The following is a 25,677-nucleotide window of genomic DNA, read 5'->3' as shown; positions in this document are numbered from 1 at the left end:
CGTCGGGTCAAGGGATCGGGGCCGCCGGTTGCCGCATCATCCCTGCACCACCTGGCGCAGATAGGCGCCCAGCCCGCCGCCGAACAGATAATCCCGCGCCCGGCCATAGGCGCGCGCGGCGATCGCCTGGCGCCGGTCCTCGTCCGCCAGCACGGCCCGCGTCCGTTCCTCGAAATCGGAAAGGTCCCAGGCAACGGGCACATAGGTCTCGTCCCGGTCGAACAGGTCGGGCGCGGTCACGAAGCCGTCCATGCCCTGCTTGATGACGACGCTGCCCATCGCCATCGCCTCATAATCGCGCCAGCATAATTCGCCATAGCCGAAGGGGCTGAACGTGCATTTCGACTGGCGAAGCTCGGCCATGAACGCCTTCAGCTTCAGCCCCTGGCCGCGGGCGATGGCGATGCCTTCCAGCGCGCCCGCGCGCTCGTCGGCATCGCTGCGCATCGCGGCATACCAGGGAGCGCCGCGTTTGGCGATGCGGGCGTTGAGGTCGATGGTGCGCGGCTGGCCGCCGATCTCGGCGAAGGGCCGGGCGAACAGCGGCATGATCCGCCGGTCGGTGATGAAGGCCGGCCCCACGATCAGCTTGGCCCAGAAACGGTCGGGCACGGCCATGGTCGCTTCGGGCAGCGGGCAATCGTGGCGGCGCGCGAAATAATCGGTCAGCACCGTGTCGCCCAGCACCGGCCGGGCATAAGCCGCGCGATCGGCCAGGCTGCTCTTCTTCACATAGGCATCGATCGCGTCGACCACGCCTTCCACGCCCAGGAAGCCGCTGTGCGGCGTGCCGTCCAGCAGCACCAGCCGCGCGTGGGGATAACGATCGCGCAGCGCCGGGGCCACGATCGGCGCCGTATCGCCCAGCCGCACCAGATCGGGCTGGAAGATCACGGTATCGGCATCGGGCAGCGCCTTCAGCCCGCTGGCCGCATGGGCCGCGAAATGGGCGGGCAGCTCGGCCGCCTTCAGCTCGATGTCCAGATCCCCGGCACCGGCGATGCGCCGCCAGTCGAGAAAGGGGTGGACCTGGCTGAGCGCGATGGCGTTGGGATCGTATAGCACCAGCACGCGCCGGCGCGTGCCGCGATATCCGCTGCCCAGGTCGTGCGCCTCCAGCCGGGAAATGGCCCGGCGGGCGCGGAGATATCTGGGGCCGTGCAGCCGGTCGGCCGCGGCGCGCAGCAACGGGCGCGCCGCGCGCCGCAGCCCCGAACGCATCAGGCTTCGAGGTCCACCGAAGGCGTGGGCGAGGGGGCGCCGGCCGGGGCCTTGGCGACGCCCACCATCGCCGGGCGCAGCAGCCGATCCTTGATCATGTAGCCCGATTGCATTTCATGAACGACGGTGCCGGGCGCGGCATCCGGGCTTTCCACCTCCATGATCGCCTGGTGGCGATTGGGGTCCAGCGGCTCGCCGACCGCCGCGATCCTGGTCACGCCGTTGCGCTGGAACACGGTTTCCAGCTCGCGCGCGGTCATCTCGATGCCCGTCACCAGCGGCTTGATCCGCTCGTCGGCCGCGATCTCGGCGGGGATGGCCGCCAGCGCGCGGCCCAGATTGTCGGCGACGGAAAGCATGTCGCGGGCGAAGCCGGTCGCCGCATAGGCGATCGAATCGGCTTTCTCCTTCTCCAGCCGGCGGCGGACATTCTGGGTCTCGGCCTGGGCGTAGAGCAGGTCGTTGCGCAGCTTCTCCAGATCGGCCTCCAGGGCGGCGAGGGGGTTCTTGCCAACCTCCTCGGGGCTTTCGGCGGGGTTGGCGCCGGGGGTCTGTTCCGGGGTCGTCTCGTCACTCATGCCATCAGTCTCGTCAATGTCTGCGCGGTGAAATCCACCATGGGAACGACGCGCGCATAGTTCAACCGGGTCGGGCCGATCACGCCGACCACGCCGACCACGCGGCCGTCGCCGCCACGATAGGGGGCCGCTATCACGGATGAGCCGGAAAGGGAGAAAAGTTTGTTCTCCGATCCGATGAAGATCTTCATGCCCTGGCCGGCGCGCGCGCTATCCAGCAGGCGGGCGATCTCCTGCTTGCTCTCCAGTTCGTCCAGCAGCTGGCGCACCCGTTCCAGATCGGCGGCGGCATCCGGATCGATCAGATTGGCCTGGCCGCGCACGATCAGCACCGGCCGCGCCTCCCCATCCTCGGACCATGTCGCCAGCCCGCGCGCGATCAGGTCGGCGGCGGCACTGTCCAGCATCGCCCGGCCTTGGCCGATCTCGGCCCGCAGCCGCTCCTCGGCCTCGCGCAGGGTCAGTCCGGTCAATCGCGCGCTTACATAGCTGCTGGCCTCCACCAGCAGGTGGGGCGGCGTGCCGGGCGGCAGATCGACCACCCTGTTCTCCACCGATCCGTCCGCCCCCACCAGCACGGCCAGCGCCTGATCGTGGGAAAGGGGGACGAAGCCGAACTGGCGCAATACCGGCTCGTGACGGGGCACCAGCACGATGCCCGCGCAGGAGGAAAGGCCGGAAAGCACCGCGCTAGCCTGCGTCAGCGCATCCTCCACGGGGCCGCCGGTGATTCGCGCCTCGATCGCGGCGCGCTCCTCGGGCGACGGCTCGGCCGCCTGCATCATCCCGTCCACGAACAGGCGCAGGCCGCTTTCGGTCGGCATCCGGCCGGCGGATGTATGGGGCGCCGCCAGCAGGCCCAGCTCCTCCAGGTCCTGCATCACGTTGCGGATCGACGCCGGGGAAAGGTTGAGGCCCGCCAGTCGCGCGATCGTGCGGGAGCCCACCGGCGCGCCCGTGCCCAGATAGCTTTCCACCACCACGCGGAAGATGTCGCGCGCCCGGGCGGAAAGTTCGCTGATCGGCGGGGTCGTCATCGCCGGGGAATGTAAGGGGATGGCGGGCGGAGGGGAAGGGCTTTCCCCGCCGACCATTATGGTCGGACGGGGTCTGCAGGTGTCCCGGATCGATCTCCGGGCAAGCGCTCAGAAGGTAACGACGATACCCACGGCAAGCGCCTGCGTCGCGATCGCCAGCGCAAGGCTGGTCGCGGCTTCGAACATACGCATGGTCTTCTCCATATGCGCGGGCGGGATAGCCCGCGTGGCGCGGACGCCGGCGGCGCACCCGGCTTTGCAGCCGGGCGGCGGGCCGCCGTGTCTCGTTGTGCGCTGCACAATGAATAGTCGACCGAAACGATTTTCCGCAATTGAGAAATGCAACCGCGCGATTGCGTTACCTGCAATCGTGCGGTTGCTCTGCCAGACGGCTCAGGCGCGGGCCGGCTCTGCCGCGCTGGCGGCGCGCGGGCGATAGACGAATTCGAAGATGATGCCCGCCGCGATCAGCAGCACGATCGCCTCCACCACCTGCACCGCCAGCAGCGTCCAGGTCGTGCCGGCCACGCCCACGAAGAACTGCATGTTGGGCAGCACCACGAACAGCCCGCCCCACAGGCCCCACCACACCGCCTTGCCGATGCCGCGTTCGGGATAGAGCCGCACGAACAGCCACAGGAACATGGTGATCTGCACCAGATAGGTCAGGAACAGGAACGGCATCAGCGGCGCCATCTCGCCCGCCGCGCGCTGCGGGTAGCCGACATACAGATCGGGCACGAACGTGGCGTGGAAGGCGATGTCCGCCACGAAGATCAGCACGGATATGATGGCGCACGTCACCAGGAAGCGCGCGTTCAGCACATGTTTCATTCAGGTCCCCTCTCATTTCCGCTCGCTGGCGGAAATTAACGATACAACCTGAATCGTATATCGATCAATCGCCCCGATGCGGGCCGGCGTCGCCGGGCCGGACGCTTAGCCCGCCAGCGCCACGAACCGCGCCGCCGCGATGAAGTCCCGCCGCCGCGCCGCCCTGGCATCGGCCGCCAGCGCATCCTCGCCCCATTGCTCGGCCTGCCACAGCTCGTCGAGATGGGTCGCCGCGAACGCCGCGTCCGCATCGACGGCGCCTTCCGCCACCGCCAACGCCGTCACCAGCGATCCGCCGATCGTCGTCAGCGGGGACAATCCCGCCAGCGCGAACGCATCCCGCGCCACCGTCGCTTCGGCCAGCCGCGTCACCGTCGCCGCCGGCTGGGCCTTGTGGATGATGCCGGTCGCGATCGTGAAATGGATGTCGTATCGCCGCTGCGCCCAGTCGATCAGCGGGTCCCACGCCGCCGCCTGCCGGGCCACCAGCTCCGCCGGCTCGTCGGCGCGGTAGCAGAGCAGATCGGTCTCGCCATAGACGGCGATGTCCCCGGCGAAGCGCGCCGGGTCCGGCGCCACCCGGTCGATCGCCGCATTGGCGAGGCCGGTCAGCGGCATGGATCGCGGATCGATCGTCTCGCCCTGCGCCGCCCATTCCGCCGCGACCGCCTCGGCCAGTTCCGCGCCCGGCAGCAGCAGCGGGTTGCGCGCCGGCGTCTTCACCGGCCGCCCGTCCAGCCGGATCGCGAAGCCGCCGGGCTCCGCCGCCGCCGCGACTTCCTTGTAGAACCGCTTCACGGCTTTGGCGTCCGCCACTTCCGTGCCAATATTTGCGGCACGATCAGCGACTGGAGGAAGCCGATCGCGAACAGCGGCACGCCCGCGGCCGGCAGCCCGCCCGCGCGCAGGATATCGCCGACCCAGATCCACATCCCCAGCACCATCAGCAGGGCGCCGCTCGCGCGCATGGCGGAGATGATGGTGTAGCGGGTGCGCGCCAGCCGCTCCGCATCGTCCCGGTTCATTTGAGCTCCTTCAATATGGCGGAAAGGTCGGCCGGATGGCGGGCGACATGGTCGGCGCCCTCGGCGTGCAGCTCGTCCGCGTCATGATAGCCCCAGGCCACGCCGATCGCCGTCGCGCCCGCGGCCTTGGCCATGGCGATGTCGAACCGCGTATCGCCGATCATCACGGTGGTTTCCGGCACGGCGCCGGCATCGGCCATCGCCTGGATTAGCATGGAGGGGTGCGGCTTGCTCGGATGGCGGTCGGCGGTCTGGAGCGTCACGAAGCGATCGGCGATGCCGTGATGGGCCAGGCAGAGGTTGAGCCCGCGATCGGACTTGCCGGTGGCGACGCCGAGCAGCCAGCCATCGCCATCGGCCGAAGCGATCGCATCGGCGATGCCGTCGAACAGAGGCTCCGCCACCAGCCCGCGTCCGCGCAGCGCGTGGAAGCAGCCCTTATAATCCTGCGCCATGGCGTGATGCAGCTCGGGATCGCCTGCGGGATGGAGCGCGCGCACCGCCTCCACCAGGCTGAGGCCCACGATCCGCCGCACCGCATCCCGCTCCGGCAGGGGAAGGCCGGCGCGGGCGAAGGTCTCCTCCATCGCGTCGCAGATATTGGCCTGGCTATCGACCAGCGTGCCATCGCAATCGAAAACGGCGAGGCGGTTCACTTGCGCCCCCGGCCGCGCCTTTCGCCCTTGCGTTCCTTGCGGCGTGCCTTGGCGGCGGCGCTGATCGCGCGGCGCTTGCCCTCGGCCGTCTCGCTGAACTTCGGTTCGTCGAGCGGCAGCGCATCGCCATCGGCAAGGTCGAAGCCCAGCGTCTCCAGGCTTTCGGCGAAATGCGACGGCAGCTCGGCGCGCACGTCGATCTGGCCGCCGTCGGGATGGTCCACCCGCAGCCGGCGGGCGTGGAGGTGCATCTTGCGGCTGATACCGCCGGTCAGGAAGGCTTCCTGTCCGCCATATTTGCCGTCGCCCACGATCGGGTGGCCGATCGCCGCCATATGCACGCGCAGCTGGTGCGTCCGGCCGGTATAGGGTTGCAGCTCGACCCAGGCGGCGCGGTTGCCGGCGCGCTCGATCACGCGATAGCGGGTGCGCGCGGGGCTACCCTCCTTCTCGTCGACATGCATCTTCTCGCCGCCGGTGCCGGGCTGCTTGGCGATCGGCAGCTCGATCATGCCGTCGTCGATCGAAGGCACGCCGGCGATCAGCGCCCAATAGACCTTGCGCGCGGTGCGGCTGCTGAAGGCCTTGGCGAAATGGCCGGCGGCATTGGCGGAACGGGCGACCAGCAGCACGCCGGACGTATCCTTGTCCAGCCGGTGAACCAGCTTGGGCCGGCCTTCCGCCTCGAACTGCACGGCGTCCAGCAGCCCGTCGACATGGCGGTCCGTCTTGGTGCCGCCCTGGGTGGCGAGGCCGGGCGGCTTGTTGAGGACGATGGCCGCCTTGTCGCGATGGATCACCAGCGACTGGGCGAATTCCGTATCCTCGGGCGAAAGCGGCGGGCGGGCCTTCTTGGCCTTGGGCGCGGGCGCCGCCGGGGCGCTGTCCGCCGGGGGCACGCGGATGATCTGCCCGGCCTCGATCCGGTCGCCCGGCGCTATCCGCTTGCCGTCGACCCGCAACTGGCCGGTGCGCGCCCAGCGCGACACGACGTTGAAGCTCGCATCCGGTAAGTGGCGCTTGAACCAGCGGTCCAGGCGGATGCCGTGATCGTCATCGCTGACGGTGAACTGGCGGACATTGTCCGCCGCGGGATCGCCGCTCATGACAGCGCCTTTCCAAGCAGGAGGCCAAGGACGAGGAGCATCACCGATCCGACGACCGATGTGACGGCATAGACCGCCGCCAGCCCGTGCTGGCCGTTCTGGAGCATGCCGAACGTATCGAGGCTGAAGGCGGAGAAGGTGGTGAAGCCGCCCAGCACGCCGGTGGCGAGCAGCAGCCGGATCGGCGCGGTCATTTCGGGATCGCTGCCGGCCAGCGCGCCGACCAGCGCTCCCATCAGGAAACCGCCCGAAAGGTTGATGATCCAGGTGCCCCAGGGGAAATAGGGACCCCAGAGGTAAAGGGCGATGCGGGAAATCTGATAGCGCAGGCCGGCGCCCAAGGCGCCGCCCACCATCACGAGAAGAAGCGGAGGCATGGCGGACGCTCTACCCTGTGGAAGATCGGGTGAACAGCCCAGAAGCGCGGTCCGGCTGCGCGCTTAAAACTGGCGGCCGGGGCAATGAAGCCCGAATCCCGTTGCATGCGGTGCAAGGATCGCGCAGCTTGATGCCGGGCAGGAGCCGCAAAGGCCCGCCTATCCACAAAGGGGTCGCAAACTATGTGGGACAATGCTCTGCACTATTTCTACGAGGCGGCGAGCCTCGGTTCCATGCGCCTGGCCAGCGACAAGATCGGTGTCGCCGTATCGTCCATCAGCCGGCAGATCGCGCAGCTTGAAAGCGAAATGGGCATTTCGCTGATCGAACGGGGGCGCCGCTCGATCCGGCTGACCGATGCCGGGCGGCTGACCTACGAATATTATCGCAGCCAGCTTGCCGATCGCGAGGCTTTGCTGAGCCAGATCCACGCACTGCGCGAGGTGCGGACCGGCCGCATCAACCTGGCCGTGGGCGAGGGGTTTTTCGGCCCCGCCTTCAACGCCGTGATCGATGGCTTCCAGCGCCGCAACCCCGGCGTGACCATCACGATCGCGACGGGCGCGGATGCCGATCTCGTCCGCATGGTGCTGGAGGACGAGGCGCATATCGGCCTGATCCTCAACGGCACCAACGAGCCCAAGATCCGCGTCCGCGCCACGATCAGCCAGCCCCTGATGCTGCTCTGCGCGCCGCGCCATCCGGCGGCGCGGCTGGAAGCGCCGACGATCGGGGATCTCGCCGGTTTCGACCTCTGCCTGCCGCCGAAGGGATTTCCCACGCGCGCCCTGCTGGACGATGCCGAGCGCCGCGCCCAGGCCTATCTGGAGCCGCGGCTGGTGACGGCGTCGCTCCACATGATGCGGGAAACCGCCAAGGCCGGCCGGATGGTCACGGTGCTGCCCCGCATCTGCGCGCTTGCCGAAATCGGGGAGGGATCGCTGGTCGCCCGTCCGCTGTGCGACCCGGAATTGAAGGACAGCGCGGTCAGCCTGATCCACCGGCTCGGCCGCCAGCTCGATGGCGCGCCGATGCGGCTGCTGGGCCTGCTGGAAGCGAAGCTGAAGGCGCTGGGCGAACCCGAGCCGGTGGCCGCCGCCGCCTGATCGCGGCGCCGGCCGCCTGCCTCAAAGCGTCGCTTCGATCGCGCGGGCGGCCCGATCGGGATCGTCCGCCTGGGTGATCGGGCGGCCGATCACGAGCACGGATGCGCCGGCGTCCAGCGCGGCGCGCGGCGTCATCACCCTTTTCTGGTCGCCCGCGTCGCCATCGGCCGGGCGGACGCCGGGCACCACGAAGAAGCCTTCCGGCCAGATCGCGCGGGCGGCGGCCACCTCATTGCCCGAACAGACGATGCCGTCGATCCCGGCGTCGCGCGCCAGCGCGGCCAGCCGCTCGACCTGGGCATGCGGATCGGGCGGCAGGCCGATCGACTGCATGTCCGCCCCGTCCAGGCTGGTGAGCATCGTCACCGCCACCACCTTGGTGCCGGTGGGGGCGGCCGCCTTGGCATCCTCCATCATCGCCCGCCCGCCGGCCGCGTGCACCGTCAGGATCGCGGGATCGAGCGGGCGCAGCGCCTGCACCGCCTTGGCGACGGTGTTGGGGATGTCGTGCAGCTTCAGGTCCAGGAAGATCGGCAGGTCCAGCGCCGCCATCTCCTTCACCCCGGCCCGGCCGTTGGCGCAGAAGAATTCCAGCCCCAGCTTGATCCCGCCCACATGGTTGCGGATGCGGGTGGCGATGGCCATCGCCCGGTCGATATCGGGCGTGTCGAGGGCAACGTAGATCGGGCTCGTCATGATACCGCCGGCGGAACGGGGATGGTGGAGGGCGAAGGCGTCGCTTCGATGATGTTGGGGGCCTGGGGGGCCGGGGCCGCCGGGATCGGCGCGGGGCCGCGCGCCTCGGCCAGGGCGCGTTCCGCGCTTTCCAGGCGGCGGCGCAGCGTCCAGCGGGTGGTGCGGTGCAGGATCCATGGCGGGATCAGGCCGATGAAGAAGGCGCCGAATATCAGCATCGGCAGCTTCACGTCCGCTTGCAGGCCGCCCCACAGATTGATCGTCACCGTATTCCAGTTCCGCGTCGCGAAGATCACCGCGATCACCGCGATAACGACCCAGAACAAGGTTCGGAGGAATTGCATCGACCCTGTCTCCTTGATCGCACCTTTTAGGCAGAAAGGCGCGCCTTTGGCAAAGGGGCTGGTGGGTTAACCCACCTCCCTTTCGAGCTGGTCGAACAATGGCTGGATGGATTTGAGGCGCGGCCGTTCCTGCGCGAGGATCGCCCGGAAGGCGCGTTTCCGGAGGCCCGTTATCGTTCCGGGCGGCAGGGTGATGCCGGGCGGCAGGGCGGAAACGACGATGTCGATCAGCCGTTCGGCGCCGTGCAGCCGGCCCCACAGATAATCATTCTCGCGATAGTTGCGGCTGAAGAAGGCGCCGAAGCTGTTGAACTGTATGCCCTTCAGCGTCGCCTCCGCGCCGCCTTCGCGGATGGCGGAGCAATCGTCCGGGGAAATGCGGTCGACCAATATGGGATTGAACTCGTCCGTGCCCTCGACGTGGATCAGTGGCAGCGTCGCGATATCGTAGAAGGGAAAGCCCAGATAGGTGAGCAGCACGATGCGGCGTTCCGCCTTGGGAAGCGCGGAAAGCGCGGTGGCCATGATGTCATCGGCCCGCTCGTCCACCAGCCTGAGGTCGCGCGCCGCGGCGATGGCGGCCATGGCCGCGGCCGGCGCCTGCGTGGCCTTGGCGGCGGCGGCGATGGTCTCCGGTCCGAAGAAATCGTCCATCTGCCGGTCGAGATAAAGGGCGAGCGCGGCATAGGCCGCGTCGCGCGCCGCCTGAAGGGCGGGTATCTCCGTCGCGGATTGCTCCTCCACCTCGCTGATGCGGCGGATCACGCTGCGCAGGCGGCGGATGCGGAAGCCCAGATCATGATCGCGGAAGAACAGGATGGCGGCCGGGCTGGCCCCGTTCGAGGAAAGCGCCCCCGGCTCGGTGATGCCGATGCTCCGCACCTCCGCCCATATCGCCCGGCGGATATCGATGTGGCGCAGCCGGTCGCCGCCCGCCAGCGTGGCGATCTGGTCGATCATGTCCTCCACCACGCCCGAAAGCTTGAGGTGGCCGTAGGCGGCATAGGCATAGCCCGCGCGCCTGGCGGCGGCGTCCTGCGCCTTGGCGCGCCAGGCGGCGAGCCGGCCGGGCGTGGGGCTGTCGAGGAAGAAGGTGCGGCCGAACAGGCTGTCGATCGCCCCTTCCACCTCCGGCCGGATCGCCTCGACGATCCGGCGCATGCGGCGGATGCGGGCGGATCGCGCCGCGATCGCATCCAGATTGTCGCCGATCGGCTGTTCGCGCGGGATATCGGAAAGCGCGCCGAAGATGGTGGCGAAGAAGCCCGGCAGCTCGTTCTCGCCGCGGCCGATGCGGATCGAATGGGCGCCGGGCTTGGGATCGATATAGACCATGCGGCGATCGACCTCGCGCCGCGCCGGGCGATCCTTCAGCGCATCCGTCGCCGGGCCGAAGGGGGCGTTGGCCAGCACCGATCCGTCGATCAGCACCGCATCCCCGGTCGTCCCGATCGCGGCGTGGCGGGGCAGGGCGCGCGTGAGGAAGGCCTCGCGCCCCGGCCAGGTCCGGTCGCGCGCTTCCAGTACCCCGTCCAGCTCCGCCACGGTGAAGGGCGGGAAGGCGCCGGGGAAGCTCGCCGTCGCCCGCGCGGCGAAGACGAGGTCGGGCACGTCGCCCAGCCGCCGGGGGGAAAGGCCGTGATCGCTGAAGCTGATCTTCAGCCGATGCTCGGTCTCCACGATCTCGGGCGGGGAATTGAGCGCCAACCGCTCGGGATGGCCGTGGAAATCGGTGACAGTGACGAACAGGTCGAGCGGCTGGCCCGGCGGCAGCAGCGGATCGCCGTCCCCCGTTTCCGCCATCGCATCCAGCGCATCGAGGATCAGGCCGGAGAATATCCCGCCGCCGAAGGGCGGTTCGAACCAGCGGGCCCGCACGAAGCGCGACAGCTTGGTCCGTATCTCCTCGCGCGCCTCGGCATCGACGGTGCGCTCGATCGTGCCGCCGCGCTTGCCCGCCGCCCACCAGGCGATCGGCGCCGCCCACATCTTGGTGGCGCGGGAGAGCGGCCGGGCGTCGGGATCGAGCAGCACGTCGACATCGGCCTTCTCCAGCCACAGCTCGGTCAGCGGCTCCAGCGATTGCCCCCGCGCGATCGCCTGCGCCAGGAACACCCCGTTGATGCCCCCCGCGCTCGCGCCCGCGACGATATCGATCAGCACGCGCAGCCGGACGCCGGTCTCCCGCTCGATCGTCTCCAGAAGCTCGCGATAGATGGATTCGCTGCCCGCCGCGCAATCCTCGCCGGCATGGAAGGCCCGGCTCGCCCGCGCCAGCCGCCATACCTCCAGCGTGATGCCGTGCATGTAGACGGCCAGGCTGATCCCGCCATAGCAGACCAGCGCCAGCCGTAACTCCTTCTCCCGCATGGGCCGGGGTGTGGCACGGGCGGGGTGGGGATGGAAAGGGGGCATGCGGCGCAGTGGCCGTGGCGGGAGCCATCTCGACTCTCGCGCCCGCACGCGGCATGGGGCGCAGCCATGACCGATCGTCCCCGTTTCCAGTTCAGCGTGGCCGCCACCGATGGCGCCGCGCGCACCGGCACGCTCGCCATGCGGCGTGGCGATATCCGCACGCCGGCCTTCATGCCGGTGGGCACCGCCGCCACCGTCAAGGGCATGAAGCCCGAAGGCGTGCGCGCGATCGGGGCGGATATCATCCTGGGCAACACCTACCACCTCATGCTCCGCCCCGGTGCGGAGCGGATGGCCCGGCTGGGCGGCCTGCATGATTTCATGCAGTGGGACCGGCCGATCCTGACCGACAGCGGCGGCTATCAGGTGATGAGCCTCAGCGATCTCGCGAAGATCACCGAGGAAGGGGTGGCGTTCAAATCGCACCTCGATGGTTCCCGCCACATGCTGACCCCGGAACGATCGATGGAGATCCAGCGGCTGCTGGGGTCTGACATCGTGATGGCGTTCGACGAATGCACGCCCTTTCCGGCGACGCGCGACCGCGCCGAATCCTCCATGGAACGATCGATGCGCTGGGCGAAGCGATCGCGCGACGCCTTCGATGCCGGCGGCGATCATGCGGCTTCCTCCGCCTTGTTCGGCATCCAGCAGGGATCGATGGAGGAGGATCTGCGCCGCCGTTCCAGCGAGGCGCTGACCGGCATCGGCTTCGACGGCTATGCGATCGGCGGGCTCGCGGTGGGCGAAGGGCAGGCGGAGATGTTCCGCGTGCTGGATTTCGCGGTGGACATGCTGCCGGCGGATCGGCCCCGCTACCTGATGGGCGTCGGCAAGCCCGACGATATCGTCGGCGCGGTGGAACGCGGCATCGACATGTTCGATTGCGTGCTGCCCACGCGATCCGGCCGCAACGGCCAGGCCTTCACCTGGGACGGGCCGATCAACATCCGCAACGCCAAATATGCCGAGGATCTGGCCCCGATCGACCCCGAATCGCCGATCGCGCCGTGGAGCCGCGCCTATCTCCACCATCTTGTCAAATCGGGCGAGATGCTGGGCGCGATGCTGATGACCGAGCATAATCTCTGGTTCTACCAGCGGCTGATGGCGGAGCTGCGCGCGGCGATCGCCGAGGGGCGGCTGACGGCGTTCGCCGATGGCTTCCGCGCGCGATACAAGGGGAACAAGGCATGATCCGCCCGGCCCGCGCCGGGGATGCGGCGGCGCTTTCCGATCTGGCGGTGGCGACCTTCTTCGAAACCTTCGTCGAAGGCTTCGGCATTCCCTATCCGCCGGCGGACCGCGATGCCTATGTCGCCGAGAAGCTGGCGCCCGCCATCTTCGCGGCGCGCATCGCCGATACCGATCATGGCGTGTGGGTGGCGGAACAAGGCGGCGTGGCGATCGGCTTCGCGGTCGCGGGGCCGTGCGGCCTGCCCCATGCCGATGTGGCGACCGGGGACATGGAGCTGAAGCAGCTCTACCTGCTCCGGTCCGCGCAGGGGCTGGGGCTGGGCGGCCGGATGCTCGAAACCGCGCTCGGCTGGATGGAGGCCAGGCAGCCGGCGGCGATCTGGATCGGCGTCTGGTCCGGCAACCTGAAGGCGCAGCGTCTCTATACGGCGCTGGGCTTCGAAAAGGCCGGCGAATATCAGTTCCCGGTCGGCAGCTGGCGCGACGAGGAATTCATCCTGCGCCGGCCGGCTTCGCGGGGCTGAGGGGCTTTTCCCTTCCTTTTCCGATGACTGGCCGGTCCGCTTGACAGTGGCCGGATCGGGGCCTGATATGGAACATATCAGGAACATTTGTCATGCACGAGTCGCACCCCTCCCTTGCCGCCCTGCGCGGCCGGATCGCGATGCTGGCCGGCGCCGCTCCGGCGGAAGCGGGGCGGATCGTCACCGGCCATGGCGGCATCGACGGCGCGCTGGGCGGTGGGCTGGCGCGGGGGCGGCTGCATGAGATTTTCGCCGCCGATGCGGGCGAGGCGGGCAGCGCCGCCGGCTTCGCGGCGATGCTGGCGCTACGCGCGCGGACGGCGGAGATGGCGGATGGCGATGCCGATGCGCATCCCGGCGAAGGGCTGCTCTGGCTGCGCTGCGACGAGGCGGAACGGCGCAGCGGCGGCCTTTATGCCCCCGGCCTCGCCGATCTGGGCGGGGCGGCGGACGGGCTGCTGCTGGCGGTCGCGCCCGATCCGGTGGCGCTGCTGCGCGGGGCCGGCGATGCCGCCCGCTGCCCCGGCCTGGCGGTGGTGGTGGTGGAATGCTGGGGCGATCCGCGGGTGCTGGACCTCACGGCCACCCGCCGGCTGACCCTGGCGGCGGAGGATTCGGGCGTGCCGATGCTGTTGCTCAGGATCGACGCGCGGGCCTCGCCCAGCGCCGCCGACACCCGCTGGCGGGTGCGCGCCGCGCCTTCGCGGGCGCTGGCGGCCAATGCGCCGGGGCAGGCGGCCTTCGAAGTGGAATTGCTGCGGCAGCGGAGCGGGATCGCCGATCTCCGCTGGCGCGTGGAGTGGGATCGTGAACGCATTGTCTTCCGCGAAGCCATCCGGGAACCGGCGCTGCCTGGCGCTGTGGTTCCCCTTCCTTCCCGCGGATCGGCTGCGGGCGGCGCGACGGCGGACCGGCGCATCGCCTGAAGCGCAGGCGCCGCTCGCCTTCGTCGAGAAGGTGAAGGGTGCGCTGCGGCTGGCGGCGGTGGATGCGCAGGCGCTGGCGCTCGGGCTGGAGCCGGGCCTGCCGCTGGCCGATGCGCGCGCCCGCGTGCCGGACCTCGCCGTGGCGGATCATGATCCCGATGCCGATCTCGCCTGGCTGGAGGCGCTGGCCGAAGGCTGCGGCCGTTACACCCCGATGGTGGCGGTGGATGCGCCGGATGGCCTGCTGCTCGATATCAGCGGCTGCGCGCATCTGTTCGGGGGCGAGGCGGGGCTGGTGGCCGATATCGAGGCGCGCCTGGCGCAAAGCGGGCTGGCGGTGCGCCATGCGCTGGCCGGCAATGCCGCCGGCGCCCGCGCGCTGGCCCGGTTCCAGACGGTGCCGGCCGCCGATGAGGCGACCGCGATCCGCCGGCTGCCGGTGGCGGCGCTGGGCCTCGATCCCGAAGCGGAGCTGGGCCTGCGCCGCGCCGGGCTGAAGCTGGTGGGCGATCTTGCCTGCCGGCCGCTGGCGGGGATCGCCGCGCGTTTCGGCGGCGATGCGGTGATGGCGCTCCGCCGCCTGCTGGGCGAGGCGGACAGCCCGATCGTCCCGCGCCGCACGCCGCCGACGATCGGCATCGAGCGCCGCTTTGCCGAGCCGATCGCCCGCACCGAATATGCGCTGGCGGTGCTGGAGGAACTGGCCGGCGAGGCGAAGCGGCTGCTGGAGGAACGCAAGGCCGGCGGCCGGCGGTTCGAAGGCATGTTCTTCCGCAGCGACGGGCTGGCGCGGTCGATCCGGGTGGAGACCAGCCGGCCGACGCGCGATCCGGCGATGGTGATGCGGCTGTTCCGCGAACGGATCGGCGCGCTCGATGATCCGATCGATCCCGGCTTCGGCTTCGATATGGTCCGGCTGTCAGTGCCCCTGGTCGAGCCGCTGGCGGCCGCCCAGCTGCGGCTGGAAGGCGGCGCCACCCATGAGGCGGAGATCGCGGCGCTGGTCGATCGGCTGAGCACGCGGCTGGGCCGGGGCCGGGTGCGGCGGCTGGTGCCGCGCGACACGCATATTCCCGAACAGGCCCAGCTCGCCTTGCCGGCGGTGGCCGCCCCGCCGCCCGCCGCCTGGGATGCGGCCGGCCCCGGCGATCCGCCGCTGCGGCCCATCCATCTGTTCGATCCGCCCCAGCCGATCGATGTGATCGCCGAGGTGCCCGATGGCCCGCCCCACCGCTTCCGCTGGCGGCGCGACGCGCATGAAGTGCGCCGCTTCGAGGGGCCGGAACGGATCGCCGCCGAATGGTGGCAGCGGGCCGATGGCGCGATCGACCGGCCGGGGCTGACCCGCGATTATTATCGGGTGGAGGATGCGCGCGGCCGCCGCTTCTGGATCTTCCGCCACGGCCTTTACGAGGAGAAGGCCGATCCCGCCTGGTATCTCCACGGGGTTTTTGCATGACGGATGGGGTCACGCCTTTCCGCCGCCCCGCCGGCGATCGGCCGTCGGGGGGCGAGGAAGCCGATGCCGGCTTTGCCGAGATGGTCGCCGCCACCAATTATTCCTTCCTGCGCGGCGCATCCCATCCGGCGGACATGGTGGCGCGCGCGATCGGCCTCGGCATGGCCGGCATCGGCATCGCCGATCGCAACACCGTGGCCGGCGTGGTGCGCGCCCATGTCGCGCTGAAGGAAGCCAAGGCGGCGCTCGCGGCCGCGCAGGAGGAGAATGGGGAAGAGGCGAGGCCCCTCGATTTCCGCCTCGCCGTCGGCGCGCGGCTGGTCTTCGCCGATGGCACGCCGGATATCGTCGCCTATCCCGCCACCCGCTACGGCTGGGGGCGGCTCACCCGCCTGCTCACGCTCGGCAACCGGCGGGCGGAGAAGGGCGATTGCATCCTCCATTTCGCCGATCTGCTGGCTTATTGCCAGGATCTGCTGCTGATCGTGATGGCCGGCGACGCGGACGAATTCGTGCTCCGCCGGCTGGCCGATGCCTGCCCCGGCGCGGTCTGGCTGGGGGCGACCATGCCGCGCGAGGGCCGCGATCATCGCCGGCTGGCCGGGCTGGCGGCGCTGGGCGTGCGGGCGGGCGTGCCGCTGCTCGCCACCTGCGATGCGCTTTATGCCGGGCCGGAACAGCGGCCGCTCCACGATGTCGTCACCTGCATCCGCGAAGGGGTGACGATCGCCGAGGCCGGCCGGCTCCTCCATGCCAATGCCGAACGCCATCTGAAGCCGCCCGCCGAAATGGCGCGCCTGTTCCGCGCCTGCCCGGAAGCCGTGGCGGCATCGGCGGACATCCTTGCCCGCATCCATTTCGATCTCGATCAGCTCGCCTACGAATATCCGCACGAACCCGTGCCCGAAGGCTGGACCCCGCAGGGCTGGCTGGAACATCTGGTGCTGGCGGCGGCGAATGCCCAGCATCCCGGTGGCATCCCGGCCAAGGTGCAGAAGGTGCTGGATGAGGAACTGAGCCTGATCCGCGCCCGCAACTACGCTTATTATTTCCTGACGGTGCACGACATCGTGAGGTTCGCGCGCACGCGGGATCCCCCGATCCTCTGCCAGGGGCGGGGATCGGCGGCCAATTCGCTGGTCTGCTACCTGCTGGGCGTCACCCCGATCGATCCGGTCGAAAACAACCTGCTCTTCTCGCGCTTCCTGTCCGAACAGCGGGGCGAGCCGCCCGATATCGACGTGGATTTCGAGCATGAGCGGCGCGAGGAGGTGATGCAATATGTCTATGAACGCTACGGCCGCCACCGCGCTGGCATCGCCGCCACCGTCATCCATTATCGCCCGCGCAGCACCCTGCGGGAGGTGGGCAAGGCGCTCGGCCTGTCGGAGGATGTGACCGCGCGCCTCGCCGATACGAGCTGGGGCAGCTATGGCGGCGAGGTGCCGGACGGCCGCTTCGCCGAGGCGGGCTTCGATGCCGCCAATCCCGAAATGGCGCGGCTGCGGGCGCTGGTCGGCCAGCTTCTCAAATTCCCGCGCCACCTTTCCCAGCATGTCGGCGGCTTCGTGCTGACCGAGGACCGGCTGGACGAGACCGTGCCGATCCACAATGCCGCGATGGAGGACCGCACCTTCATCGAATGGGACAAGGACGATATCGACGCGCTGGGGCTGATGAAGGTCGATGTGCTGGCGCTCGGCATGCTCACCTGCATCCGCAAGGCCTTCGATCTGATGCGCCGGCATGGCGAGGGCGATCTCATGTTGGAAACCGTGCCGAAGGAGGACAAGGCCACCTACGACATGCTGTGCAAGGGCGACAGCATCGGCGTGTTCCAGGTGGAAAGCCGCGCCCAGATCAACATGCTGCCCCGCCTCCGGCCCAGGGAGTTCTACGATCTCGTCATCCAGGTCGCGATCGTGCGGCCGGGGCCGATCGAGGGCGACATGGTCCACCCCTATCTCCGCCGCCGCGCCGGGCAGGAGAAAGCGGACCTGCCCGGATCGCGCGACAATCCGGATGAATTGCGCGAGGTGCTCGGCAAGACCTTCGGCGTCCCTCTGTTCCAGGAACAGGCGATGAAGCTCGCCATCATCGCCGCCGGCTTCACCGCGGACGAGGCGAACGAGCTGCGCCGGGCGATGGCGACGTTCCGCAATGTCGGCACCATCCACAGGTTCCGCGAAAAGATGATCGGGGGGATGGTGGGGCGCGGTTACGAACCCGATTTCGCCGCCCGCTGCTTCAAGCAGATCGAAGGCTTCGGCAGCTATGGCTTCCCCGAAAGCCACGCCCAGTCCTTCGCCAAGCTGGTCTATGTCTCGGCCTGGCTCAAATGCCACCAGCCGGCGGTGTTCGCCTGCGCCCTGCTCAATTCGCAGCCCATGGGCTTCTATGCGCCCGCCCAGATCGTGCGCTGCGCCCGCGATCATGGGGTGGAGGTGCGGCCGATCGATATCAATGCCAGCTTCTGGGACAACGGCCTGGAACGGGAGGAGGATGGCCGCCTCGCCCTGCGGCTGGGGCTGCGCCAGATCGATGGCTTTCGGGAGGAGTGGGGGGTGGCGCTGGCCGATGCCCGCGCCCGCGGGCCGATCGCCAGCGTCGAGGCGCTGGCCCGCGATGCCGGCCTGCCGGCGCGCGCGCTGCGCCTGCTGGCCGATGCCGATGCCTGCCGGTCGATCGCGCTGGACCGGCGCGAGGCGCTGTGGGAGGCGCGGCGCACGCCTGCGGGCGAGCTGCCTTTGTTCGCCGCCGCCGCCGCGCGGGAACTGGGGGATGAGGCGGATGCCGCGCTTCCCGCCATGCCGCTCGCCGAACATGTGATGACTGATTATCAGGTGACGCGCCTGTCGCTGAAGGATCATCCGATGACCTTCCTGCGCGATCGCTTCCGCCGCGCGGGCGTGCTGAGCTGCGCGGAGGCGGAGCAGGCGAAGAATGGCGCGCAAATAAGGGTGGCGGGCGTGGTGCTGATCCGCCAGCGGCCGGGCAAGGGCAATGCCGTGTTCGTCACGCTGGAGGATGAGACCGGCATCACCAACGTGCTGATCTGGGCGCGGCTGTTCGAACGCTATCGCCGCGCCGTCATGGCATCCCGCCTGATGGAGGTGACGGGCGAGCTGCAGAAAAGCCGCGAGGGCGTGGCGCATCTGATCGCCACGCGGATCGTCGATCGCACCGCCGCGCTGGACGGGATCGCCGCCGATCGCCCCCGGCCCATGGCCGATCCGGGCGAAGCGGCGCTCCCGCCGCGTCCGGCCCATGCCTCGCATCCCCGCAATGTCCGCATCCTGCCGAAATCGCGCGACTTCCACTGATCGGGCGTCATCGCCCGCCGATTTCATGGAACCCAATCCACCCCTTCGCCGGTTGTGCAGGCATCAGGCCGGAGAGGGGAGGGATCGCCCGATGCTGGAACATCTGCCGCAATGGATCGGCGCGCTGATGCGCAATGTCCGCGCGGGCCATGCCAAGCTGGCGATCGTCCAGCCGGAACTGACGATAACCGGCGTGCACATCGATCTTTCCAGCCCCGCTTTCCCCGATGGCGGGCGATTGCCCGAACGCTTCACCGCCGATGGCGCCGGCGTCTCGCCGCCCCTCGTCTGGAACGGCGTGCCCCTCGGCACGCGCAGCCTGGCCCTGATCGTCGAGGACCCGGACGCCCCCGCGCCCAATCCGCTGGTGCATGCGATCGTCTGCGGCATCCCGCCGGGCGAGCGCCGGCTGGCCGAAGGCGCGATCCGGGCGGATGGCGGGGGCGATGCCGGCGGCGGCGATATCGGCCGCAACAGCGCGTTCGGCGAAGGCTGGCTGCCCCCCGATCCCCCTGCCGGCCATGGCAGCCACGATTATATCTTCCAGCTCTTCGCGCTGGCGGACGTGCCCCTGTTCCGTCGCCATCCCGGCCGCTCCGCGCTCCTCAACGCGATGGAAGGCAAGGTGCTGGCGGCGGGCCTTCTCGTCGGCACCTATTCGCGCGGCGAGGCGGCCATGACCGGCGGCGGCAAGGCCGTGCCGCGTGCCGTGGCGCGACACGGCTAGGCCGGATCGCCCGGACGACGGACTCGGATCAGGCCCGGATCGAAATCCAGGTTGCCAGCGCAGCGGCGATCAGGCGGCCGTCGCGATCGTGGATCGCGGTGCCCGCCTGATGCTTGCGGCCTTCGCTGGCGATGGGCCAGCCGGTCACCAGCAGCGGTTCGCCCGCCCGTGGCCTGCCGTGGATCATCACGCCGATCCGCCCCAGCACGGCCGGCCCCGATCGCGGCTGGACCGCGAAATAGCCGGGGCAGTCGAGCGCGGCCCACAGGAATTCGGGGCGAACATGGCCGCCCTCGTCCGCCAGATCGGCGGTGGCCACCCACAAGGCGGCGACCTGCCCGGCCGCGTCGCCGACCGGGCCGGGGAAGATGCGCAGGCCATCGCCTTCCGCCCGTTCCGGCCCGCAGACGAAGCAGCCGGGAAAGACATGCNCGTCGAAGCCCGCGAAATGGCGGGAAGCTTTCTCGGCAACGGGCAGGGCCGGCGGGGGTGGCACATCGATCGCGATCTCCGCCGGTTCCGCCAGCGCGACGAGGGCCTCGTCGTCGATCAGCCGGATGGCGTCGCCGTCCCGCGCAAGCTCCATCTCCGTCGCCAGCGGCGGCGGCAGCTTCAGCGTGACCGTGCAGCCCGATCCACCGATCGGCGCCGCCACCAGGCCGGCGACATAGCCGCCATTGCCGCTCTGCGGAGGGCCGCGAAACCGATGGTCGATGTGCAAGGGGAGCCGCCTTTCCGTCCTGATCGCCCGGCGCGCGTGCGGGGACGCCGTTGCCGGATGCTTATAGGCGGGCGCCGGCGTCCGGTCGATCAGAAGGCGGTTTCGCCGCTGAACAGCGTCGCCGTTCGCCCGCCGATCCAGATCGTGCCGTCCGCATCGCGATCGACGCGGATGCGTCCGGTGCGCCCCAGCCGGGTCCCCTGCGCGGCGCGGTAGGAACCCTGCACCCGGCCCGACGCGAACAGCCATTGCGCCACCGAAGCGTTGAGGCTGCCCGTCACCGGATCCTCGACGATGCCGCCATGCTGATCGCTGAAGAAGGCGCGCAGTTCATAGCTGATGTCCTGCCCGGCGGGATGCGGGCCGACGACGCCCACCTCGATCCGGCCGCCATGGCTGCGCGCGGGTTCGACCGCCAGCACCGCCTCCGCCGATGCCAGCATCACGCCGATCCAGCCCGGCCCGTTGTCCACCCATTGCGCATCCACGATCTCGGCGCGGGATATGCGGAGAAACGCCGCAACCTCCTCCAGCCTCGCCTCGTCCACCGCGCCCGTCCGGATCAGCGGCGGCGCGGCGAAGGCCAGGCCGGCCGCGTCCTGGCGGATGGGGACGAGGCCCGCGCCGCATTCCTGCACGATCCTGCCCGATTGCTTGGGCACGCCGCCCGCGGCCAGCCAGGCATGGCAGGTGCCCAGCGTCGGATGGCCGGCAAAGGGCAATTCGCGTTCCAGCGTGAAGATGCGCACGCGATAATCGGCCTCGGGCGTGGTGGGCGGCAGCAGGAAGGTGGTTTCCGAAAGGTTCAGCCATTGGGTGATGCGCTGCATCGCATCGGTGTCGATCCCCTCCGCATCGGCCACCACCGCCAGCGGATTGCCGGAGAAGGGGTATTCGCCGAACACGTCGATCAGCTGGAACGGGCGGGGCATAAAGCGGGTCTCCTCTTGGCGAAATGCCGGGCGGCGGCAACGCAGATGGCAACGACGATGGTTATGGCGACGATCGATCCGCCGATCGGCTCATCGATCAGGATGGCGGCCAGCGCCAGCCCGCAAAGCGGCTGGAGCAGCTGGAGCTGGCCGACGCTGGCGATTCCGCCCAGGGCCAGCCCGCGATACCAGAAGACGAAGCCGATCAGCATGCTGAACAGGGCGACATAGGCCAGGCCGGCCCAGGCGGCGGGCGGCACCTGCGTCCATCGGGGCGCGGGCAGGGCCGTCATCAGCCCGATCATCGCCGGCAGCGCCAGCACCAGCGCCCAGCAGATCACCTGCCAGCCGCCCAGCCGCCGCGCCAGCACCGCGCCTTCGGCATAGCCTAGTCCGCAGACCAGGATCGCCGCCAGCATCAGCGCATCGCCCATCGATGCCGTGCCGGCGCCGTCGCGCAGTGCGAATCCGGTCACGGCCGCGCTGCCCAGCGCCGCGAACAGCCAGAAGGCGGGTGCCGGCCGCTCGCCGCCGCGCAGCACCGCGAAGATGGCGGTGGCCAGCGGCAGCAGGCCGGTGAACATGATCGAATGGGCGGTGTCGATATGGCGCAGCGCCATCGCGCTCAGCAGCGGAAAGCCCAGCACGACGCCGCCCGCCACCACCAGCAGCGGCACGATATCCGAAAGGGCGGGCCGGGGCTGGCGCATCGCGGCCAGCGTGACGAGCGCGAGGCCGCCGGCGATCGCCGCGCGCGCCGCCGTCAGGTAGAGCGGATCGAAACCGCCCATCGCCAGCCGCGTCGCCGGCAGCGATCCGCTGAATATCAGCACGCCCAGCAATCCGTTGATCCACCCGCTCGTCGTCCGGTCCATTGCGCGATCCATTCCGTGTTTTTTCCCCGATGCGGCGGCGGGGCTGGCGGCGCGAGGTACGGATCGATACAGTTCGACCAAACTGTACCGGTTCACGGAGCAATAAGGATGGATGTGCCGCTTGCCGCGCCTCAGGGCTCGCTCACCGAACGGCTGGCCGGGGCCATGCGCCAGCGCATCGCCTCGCGGGCCTTGCTGCCGGGGGCGAAGCTGCCCTCGATCCGCGCGCTCGCCGCCTCGGCGCAGGTTTCCAAGTCGACGGTGGTGGAGGTCTATGATCGCCTGGCCGCCGAAGGCGTCATCCATTCGCGGCGCGGGTCGGGCTTCTATGTGGCCGGGCATCTGCCGCCGCTATCGGTAGCCGATGTCGGCCCCCGGCTCGATCGCGCGGTCGATCCCTTCTGGGTGTCGCGCCAGTCGCTCGAGGCGGGGGAGGGCGCGCTCAAGCCGGGCTGCGGCTGGCTGCCGCCCTCCTGGCTGCCGGAGGACATATTGCGCCGCGCGATGCGGGCGTTGGCCAGGGCGGATGAAGGGGCGCTGGTCGATTATGGCACGCCGCTCGGCCTGCCGGCGCTCCGGCAATTATTGTCGCGGCGGCTCGCCGAACGCGGGGTGGAGGCGGCCCCGGACCAGATCATGCTCACCGAATCCGGCACGCAGGCGATCGACCTGCTCTGCCGCATGCTGATCGAGCCCGGCGACGTCGTGCTGGTCGACGATCCCTGCTATTTCAACTTCCACGCGCTGCTGCGCGCCCATCGCGCGCGGATCGTCGGCATCCCCTTCACGCCCTCGGGGCCGGACATGGATGCCTTTGCCGAGGCGCTGGCCCAGCATCGCCCGCGCCTCTACGTCACCAATTCCGGCGTCCACAATCCCACCGGCGCGACGCTGGCGCCGGCGGTGGCGCATCGCCTGCTCCGGCTGGCGGAGCAGCATGACCTCGTCATCGTCGAGGACGATATCTTCGCCGATTTCGAGGATGAGCCCGCCCCCCGCCTCGCCGCGCTCGATGGTCTGGAACGCGTCATCCAGATCGGCAGCTTCTCCAAGACGCTCTCGGCCAGCGTGCGGTGCGGCTATGTCGCCATCCGGCGCGACTGGCTGGAACGGCTGCTCGACCTCCGGATCGCCACCGCCTTCAGCGCGCCGCGCCTCTCGACCGAGCTGGTATCGCGCGCGCTTCAGGACGGCAGCTATCGCCGCCATGTCACCGCGCTTCGCGAACGCCTGCATCGCGCCCGGCAGCGGACGGCGGCGCGGCTCGCCGCGATCGGCATCCGGCCCTGGATCGAGCCGCGTGCCGGCATGTTCCTATGGTGCCGCCTGCCCGATGGCGTCGATGCCGCCGATCTCGCCCGCACCGCGCTGGGGCAGGGCGTGGTGCTGGCGCCGGGCAACGTCTTCAGCCTTTCGCAGACGGCGGGCCAGCATATGCGCATCAACGTCGCGCAATGCGCCGATCCCAGGATCTTCGAGGTGCTGAAGCAGGCGATGCGCGAGGCCGCCTGAGGCGATCAGGCGACCGGTGACGCCTCGGCCAGCGGCGTGGCCGGCACCGCCTGGAATGCCGGGGCGGAGCGTGACTGCCGCCGCGCCATCACCAGCATCCACGCCGTAAACGGCACCAGCCAGATCACGCGGCCCTGATAACGGCTCTGCGGATCGGAAAGCGCGCCGCCCAGGAAGGCGTTGACGGCAAGCCCCACGGCGATCAGCGCGATCCATGCCCAGACGGCGCGTTCGCCGGCGGTCAACGGATCGCGCTCGTCGCGCCGCCGTCGCAGCGCCGCTATGCCCGCCGCCGCCATCGTCAGCAGGGCGATGCCCACCGTGCCGTAATGGATGATACTGAGCGCCCCGGTCGGCCACAGGCCCCGGCCCGCCGGGGATGCCGCCATGCGCTGGCGGATCGGCTCGGGCACCGTGCGCCAGCACCGCGCCTCCGCCTTGCAGCTATAGTTCAGCCAGCGATCGTCGAACATCGCCGCCTGGAGGAGCGAGTTCTTCACGATCATGCCGGCCTGTTCGATCGGATAGGTCTTCAATACCGCCAGCGCGAAGGGAATATCCTCGGCAGACAGCGCCTTGCGCTCCGCGTCGGTGGCGAAGAGGAAGACGCCGTCACGCTTGTCCGTGGACCAGAGGAAGGCGCCGGAGGTCGGTGCGATCCGATCGGCGAACCGGCAGACCGTGAAGTCCGCGCCGGGGCAATATTCCCTGATATAGCGCGCGCCCGGCCCGTCGCCGATGAAGCGGGCGGTCAGCAGCGGCGCCATGTGCGGCGGATGGCCGAATGTCCTTTCGATCGCGAAATTGGTCAGCATCGTGCCCGCCACGGCCAGCGCCACGGCGACCGCGCCGGTGCCCAGCGCGAAGCGGGCATTGGCGCGGGGCAGCAGCCTGAACGCGGCCATGATCGCCGCTGTGACCGTCATCGCCAATATGATCAGGACATGCGTCGGATGCGACATGATGCACAGGATCACCAGCCCCGCCAGAACGAGCCGGTCCCTCCGGCCCATCGGCCCGCGCGAGGCGGCGAGCACCGCCAGCGCCAGCATGCCGAGCCCGGCGAAGATGTCGGCCAGCAAATAGGATGTGTAGAAGGGGAGCGGCGTCAGCAGCGCGAGCAGGGCGGCGGTCAGCAGGAAGGTCCGGTCGTCCTCGATGCCGATCGCCCGCAGTGCCAGCCGGACGAGCCATAGCGACAGGATCGATCCGATCGCCACGAACAGCCAGAAATTGCTGAGCACATAAGTGAGGTAGAGGCCGAACCCGAAATAAGGCGATCGCCCGCCCATGATGAAGCCGCTGGAAAGATCGTTGCCGCGCTTGGGGGCGGCCGCATCCTGGTCGGCGGGGGGGCTCGCCGGCCTGGCCGTGGGCGATCGATGCGCCGCCGCGTCCTCCGATCGCGTCCAGACGGTCGAGATGCGCCCGCCCGAGGCCAGATGGATCGGGAAGTCGGCCGATCGCACATAAGTGGTGGTGTCGGGGAAGAAAAAGGGCTGGCCATTTACGATGGCGGGCCACGCCATCATGGCCACCATCACTATTATCAGGAAATAATAGGATATTCCCTTGCGGTTGTGCATATCGCCTGCTGCTTCCCCCGCGCCCGGATGAATGCGTGAACCTTCCCCTTGGTCCCGAATGTGCCGTCTTGCGCCATCGCTACATGCCGAAGGACAGCGGATAAGCCGATATGCGTTAGCATGTGCACCCTATGCGCAAAAGCCATTATTGGACGATCAAGCGTTTGGGGCGGATAATTATTTTGCACGGCGGCATATTTTCTCGTGCGTCATCTTTTCGCAATGACGAAACAAGGGTGCGGGTGGGCGGGATTCATGGCCGCGCGGCACCGAATCGGTGACCGATCTGCCCTTCTTGATCCCCGCTGCTGCAGCTGCCCTGTCGGATAGCCTGGAAATTGCGGTTAATTATTTGTTAAACATGAAAAATCATCCGCCTCGCTTTGGCGGGCCGACCGTTCTTCCCAGAATGAAAGGCGGGCCGATGGGTATCGGGCCGTCGTGGGCCGGCGCTTCCGGTCCAGGTCGCAGAAGGCGGCCTCCTATCCAAGAAGGACGA

General features: G+C 69.4%; 24 protein-coding genes. 9 read left to right on the top strand and 15 right to left on the bottom strand.

Annotated elements, in window-relative coordinates; translation table 11 throughout:
• Nucleotides 1-36: 36 nt before the first annotated feature.
• The 9 genes from BHE75_RS17530 to crcB all read right to left on the bottom strand — a co-directional run bounded on the left by BHE75_RS17530 (nucleotide 37) and on the right by crcB (nucleotide 6,834).
• The gene (locus tag BHE75_RS17530; RefSeq protein ID WP_070934610.1) at nucleotides 37-1,221 is read right to left on the bottom strand and encodes a glycosyltransferase; all 1,185 of its coding nucleotides are present in this window, start codon (nucleotides 1,219-1,221) and stop codon (nucleotides 37-39) included.
• A complete protein-coding gene (grpE, locus tag BHE75_RS17525; RefSeq protein WP_015458148.1) occupies nucleotides 1,221-1,799 on the bottom strand; it encodes a nucleotide exchange factor GrpE in 579 nt (192 codons plus the stop codon). The genes BHE75_RS17530 and grpE overlap by 1 nt, the downstream gene beginning before the upstream one ends.
• A complete protein-coding gene (hrcA, locus tag BHE75_RS17520; protein WP_015458147.1) occupies nucleotides 1,796-2,836 on the bottom strand; it encodes a heat-inducible transcriptional repressor HrcA in 1,041 nt (346 codons plus the stop codon). The genes grpE and hrcA overlap by 4 nt, the downstream gene beginning before the upstream one ends.
• A 393-nt stretch (nucleotides 2,837-3,229) precedes the next feature.
• Complete coding sequence (locus BHE75_RS17515) at nucleotides 3,230-3,670, bottom strand: hypothetical protein (RefSeq protein ID WP_015458146.1); 441 nt, start codon at nucleotides 3,668-3,670, stop codon at nucleotides 3,230-3,232.
• A gap of 105 nt (nucleotides 3,671-3,775) precedes the next feature.
• Nucleotides 3,776-4,468 (bottom strand): ATP12 family chaperone protein, encoded by a 693-nt coding sequence (locus tag BHE75_RS17510; protein ID WP_070936045.1) that lies wholly within the window; start codon nucleotides 4,466-4,468, stop codon nucleotides 3,776-3,778.
• Nucleotides 4,465-4,695, bottom strand: a complete 231-nt coding sequence (locus BHE75_RS17505) for a hypothetical protein (protein ID WP_015458144.1) — start codon at nucleotides 4,693-4,695, stop codon at nucleotides 4,465-4,467. The genes BHE75_RS17510 and BHE75_RS17505 overlap by 4 nt, the downstream gene beginning before the upstream one ends.
• Complete coding sequence (locus BHE75_RS17500; RefSeq protein WP_070934609.1) at nucleotides 4,692-5,351, bottom strand: HAD-IA family hydrolase; 660 nt, start codon at nucleotides 5,349-5,351, stop codon at nucleotides 4,692-4,694. Before BHE75_RS17500 ends, BHE75_RS17505 begins: the two co-directional genes overlap by 4 nt.
• Nucleotides 5,348-6,457 (bottom strand): RluA family pseudouridine synthase, encoded by a 1,110-nt coding sequence (locus tag BHE75_RS17495; protein ID WP_070934608.1) that lies wholly within the window; start codon nucleotides 6,455-6,457, stop codon nucleotides 5,348-5,350. The genes BHE75_RS17500 and BHE75_RS17495 overlap by 4 nt, the downstream gene beginning before the upstream one ends.
• Entirely contained in the window at nucleotides 6,454-6,834 is a 381-nt protein-coding gene (gene crcB / locus BHE75_RS17490; RefSeq protein ID WP_070934607.1) for a fluoride efflux transporter CrcB, read from the bottom strand. The genes BHE75_RS17495 and crcB overlap by 4 nt, the downstream gene beginning before the upstream one ends.
• Nucleotides 6,835-7,017: 183 nt before the next feature.
• Between crcB and BHE75_RS17485 the strand changes: the two genes are divergently transcribed.
• A complete protein-coding gene (locus BHE75_RS17485; RefSeq protein WP_015458140.1) occupies nucleotides 7,018-7,941 on the top strand; it encodes a LysR family transcriptional regulator in 924 nt (307 codons plus the stop codon).
• Nucleotides 7,942-7,962: 21 nt separating this feature from the next.
• Here BHE75_RS17485 and pyrF read toward each other — a convergent pair whose 3' ends face one another.
• The 3 genes from pyrF to BHE75_RS17470 all read right to left on the bottom strand — a co-directional run bounded on the left by pyrF (nucleotide 7,963) and on the right by BHE75_RS17470 (nucleotide 11,351).
• Complete coding sequence (gene pyrF, locus BHE75_RS17480; protein ID WP_015458139.1) at nucleotides 7,963-8,637, bottom strand: orotidine-5'-phosphate decarboxylase; 675 nt, start codon at nucleotides 8,635-8,637, stop codon at nucleotides 7,963-7,965.
• Entirely contained in the window at nucleotides 8,634-8,981 is a 348-nt protein-coding gene (locus BHE75_RS17475) for a lipopolysaccharide assembly protein LapA domain-containing protein (protein ID WP_015458138.1), read from the bottom strand. The genes pyrF and BHE75_RS17475 overlap by 4 nt, the downstream gene beginning before the upstream one ends.
• A gap of 66 nt (nucleotides 8,982-9,047) precedes the next feature.
• The gene (locus BHE75_RS17470; protein ID WP_015458137.1) at nucleotides 9,048-11,351 is read right to left on the bottom strand and encodes a patatin-like protein; all 2,304 of its coding nucleotides are present in this window, start codon (nucleotides 11,349-11,351) and stop codon (nucleotides 9,048-9,050) included.
• A 111-nt stretch (nucleotides 11,352-11,462) separates the two neighbouring features.
• On the opposite strand from BHE75_RS17470, the gene tgt reads away from it, so the two are divergent.
• From tgt to BHE75_RS17445, 6 genes are all read left to right on the top strand, one after another.
• Nucleotides 11,463-12,593: a tRNA guanosine(34) transglycosylase Tgt gene (gene tgt / locus BHE75_RS17465; protein ID WP_015458136.1), complete on the top strand. Its 1,131-nt coding sequence runs from the start codon at nucleotides 11,463-11,465 to the stop codon at nucleotides 12,591-12,593.
• Nucleotides 12,590-13,117: a GNAT family N-acetyltransferase gene (locus BHE75_RS17460; RefSeq protein WP_070934606.1), complete on the top strand. Its 528-nt coding sequence runs from the start codon at nucleotides 12,590-12,592 to the stop codon at nucleotides 13,115-13,117. Before tgt ends, BHE75_RS17460 begins: the two co-directional genes overlap by 4 nt.
• A gap of 92 nt (nucleotides 13,118-13,209) precedes the next feature.
• A complete protein-coding gene (locus tag BHE75_RS23475) occupies nucleotides 13,210-14,043 on the top strand; it encodes an ImuA family protein (RefSeq protein ID WP_084653286.1) in 834 nt (277 codons plus the stop codon).
• On the top strand, nucleotides 13,934-15,502 hold the full coding sequence (locus BHE75_RS17455) for a Y-family DNA polymerase (protein WP_191225254.1): 1,569 nt from the start codon (nucleotides 13,934-13,936) through the stop codon (nucleotides 15,500-15,502). Before BHE75_RS23475 ends, BHE75_RS17455 begins: the two co-directional genes overlap by 110 nt.
• Nucleotides 15,499-18,825, top strand: a complete 3,327-nt coding sequence (locus tag BHE75_RS17450) for an error-prone DNA polymerase (RefSeq protein WP_070934604.1) — start codon at nucleotides 15,499-15,501, stop codon at nucleotides 18,823-18,825. Before BHE75_RS17455 ends, BHE75_RS17450 begins: the two co-directional genes overlap by 4 nt.
• Nucleotides 18,826-18,916: 91 nt before the next feature.
• On the top strand, nucleotides 18,917-19,552 hold the full coding sequence (locus tag BHE75_RS17445) for a YbhB/YbcL family Raf kinase inhibitor-like protein (RefSeq protein WP_015458131.1): 636 nt from the start codon (nucleotides 18,917-18,919) through the stop codon (nucleotides 19,550-19,552).
• Nucleotides 19,553-20,362: 810 nt separating this feature from the next.
• Here the strand turns inward: BHE75_RS17445 and BHE75_RS17435 are convergent.
• Nucleotides 20,363-21,205: a PhzF family phenazine biosynthesis protein gene (locus BHE75_RS17435; RefSeq protein WP_070934603.1), complete on the bottom strand. Its 843-nt coding sequence runs from the start codon at nucleotides 21,203-21,205 to the stop codon at nucleotides 20,363-20,365.
• Complete coding sequence (locus tag BHE75_RS17430; RefSeq protein WP_070936040.1) at nucleotides 21,184-22,080, bottom strand: DMT family transporter; 897 nt, start codon at nucleotides 22,078-22,080, stop codon at nucleotides 21,184-21,186. Before BHE75_RS17430 ends, BHE75_RS17435 begins: the two co-directional genes overlap by 22 nt.
• 108 nt (nucleotides 22,081-22,188) lie before the next feature.
• On the opposite strand from BHE75_RS17430, the gene BHE75_RS17425 reads away from it, so the two are divergent.
• Complete coding sequence (locus BHE75_RS17425; RefSeq protein ID WP_070934602.1) at nucleotides 22,189-23,592, top strand: PLP-dependent aminotransferase family protein; 1,404 nt, start codon at nucleotides 22,189-22,191, stop codon at nucleotides 23,590-23,592.
• A gap of 5 nt (nucleotides 23,593-23,597) precedes the next feature.
• Here the strand turns inward: BHE75_RS17425 and BHE75_RS17420 are convergent, their stop codons facing one another.
• Complete coding sequence (locus BHE75_RS17420; RefSeq protein ID WP_070934601.1) at nucleotides 23,598-25,178, bottom strand: hypothetical protein; 1,581 nt, start codon at nucleotides 25,176-25,178, stop codon at nucleotides 23,598-23,600.
• 277 nt (nucleotides 25,179-25,455) lie between these two features.
• Here BHE75_RS17420 and BHE75_RS24760 point away from each other — a divergent pair.
• Nucleotides 25,456-25,677: hypothetical protein (locus BHE75_RS24760; RefSeq protein WP_217494733.1), on the top strand; the 222-nt coding region annotated here is incomplete at its 3' end.

This window comes from Edaphosphingomonas haloaromaticamans (genome assembly GCF_001853345.1).
Taxonomy (GTDB): domain Bacteria; phylum Pseudomonadota; class Alphaproteobacteria; order Sphingomonadales; family Sphingomonadaceae; genus Sphingomonas_E; species Sphingomonas_E fennica.
This window is presented reverse-complemented; position numbering and strand designations above follow the sequence as displayed.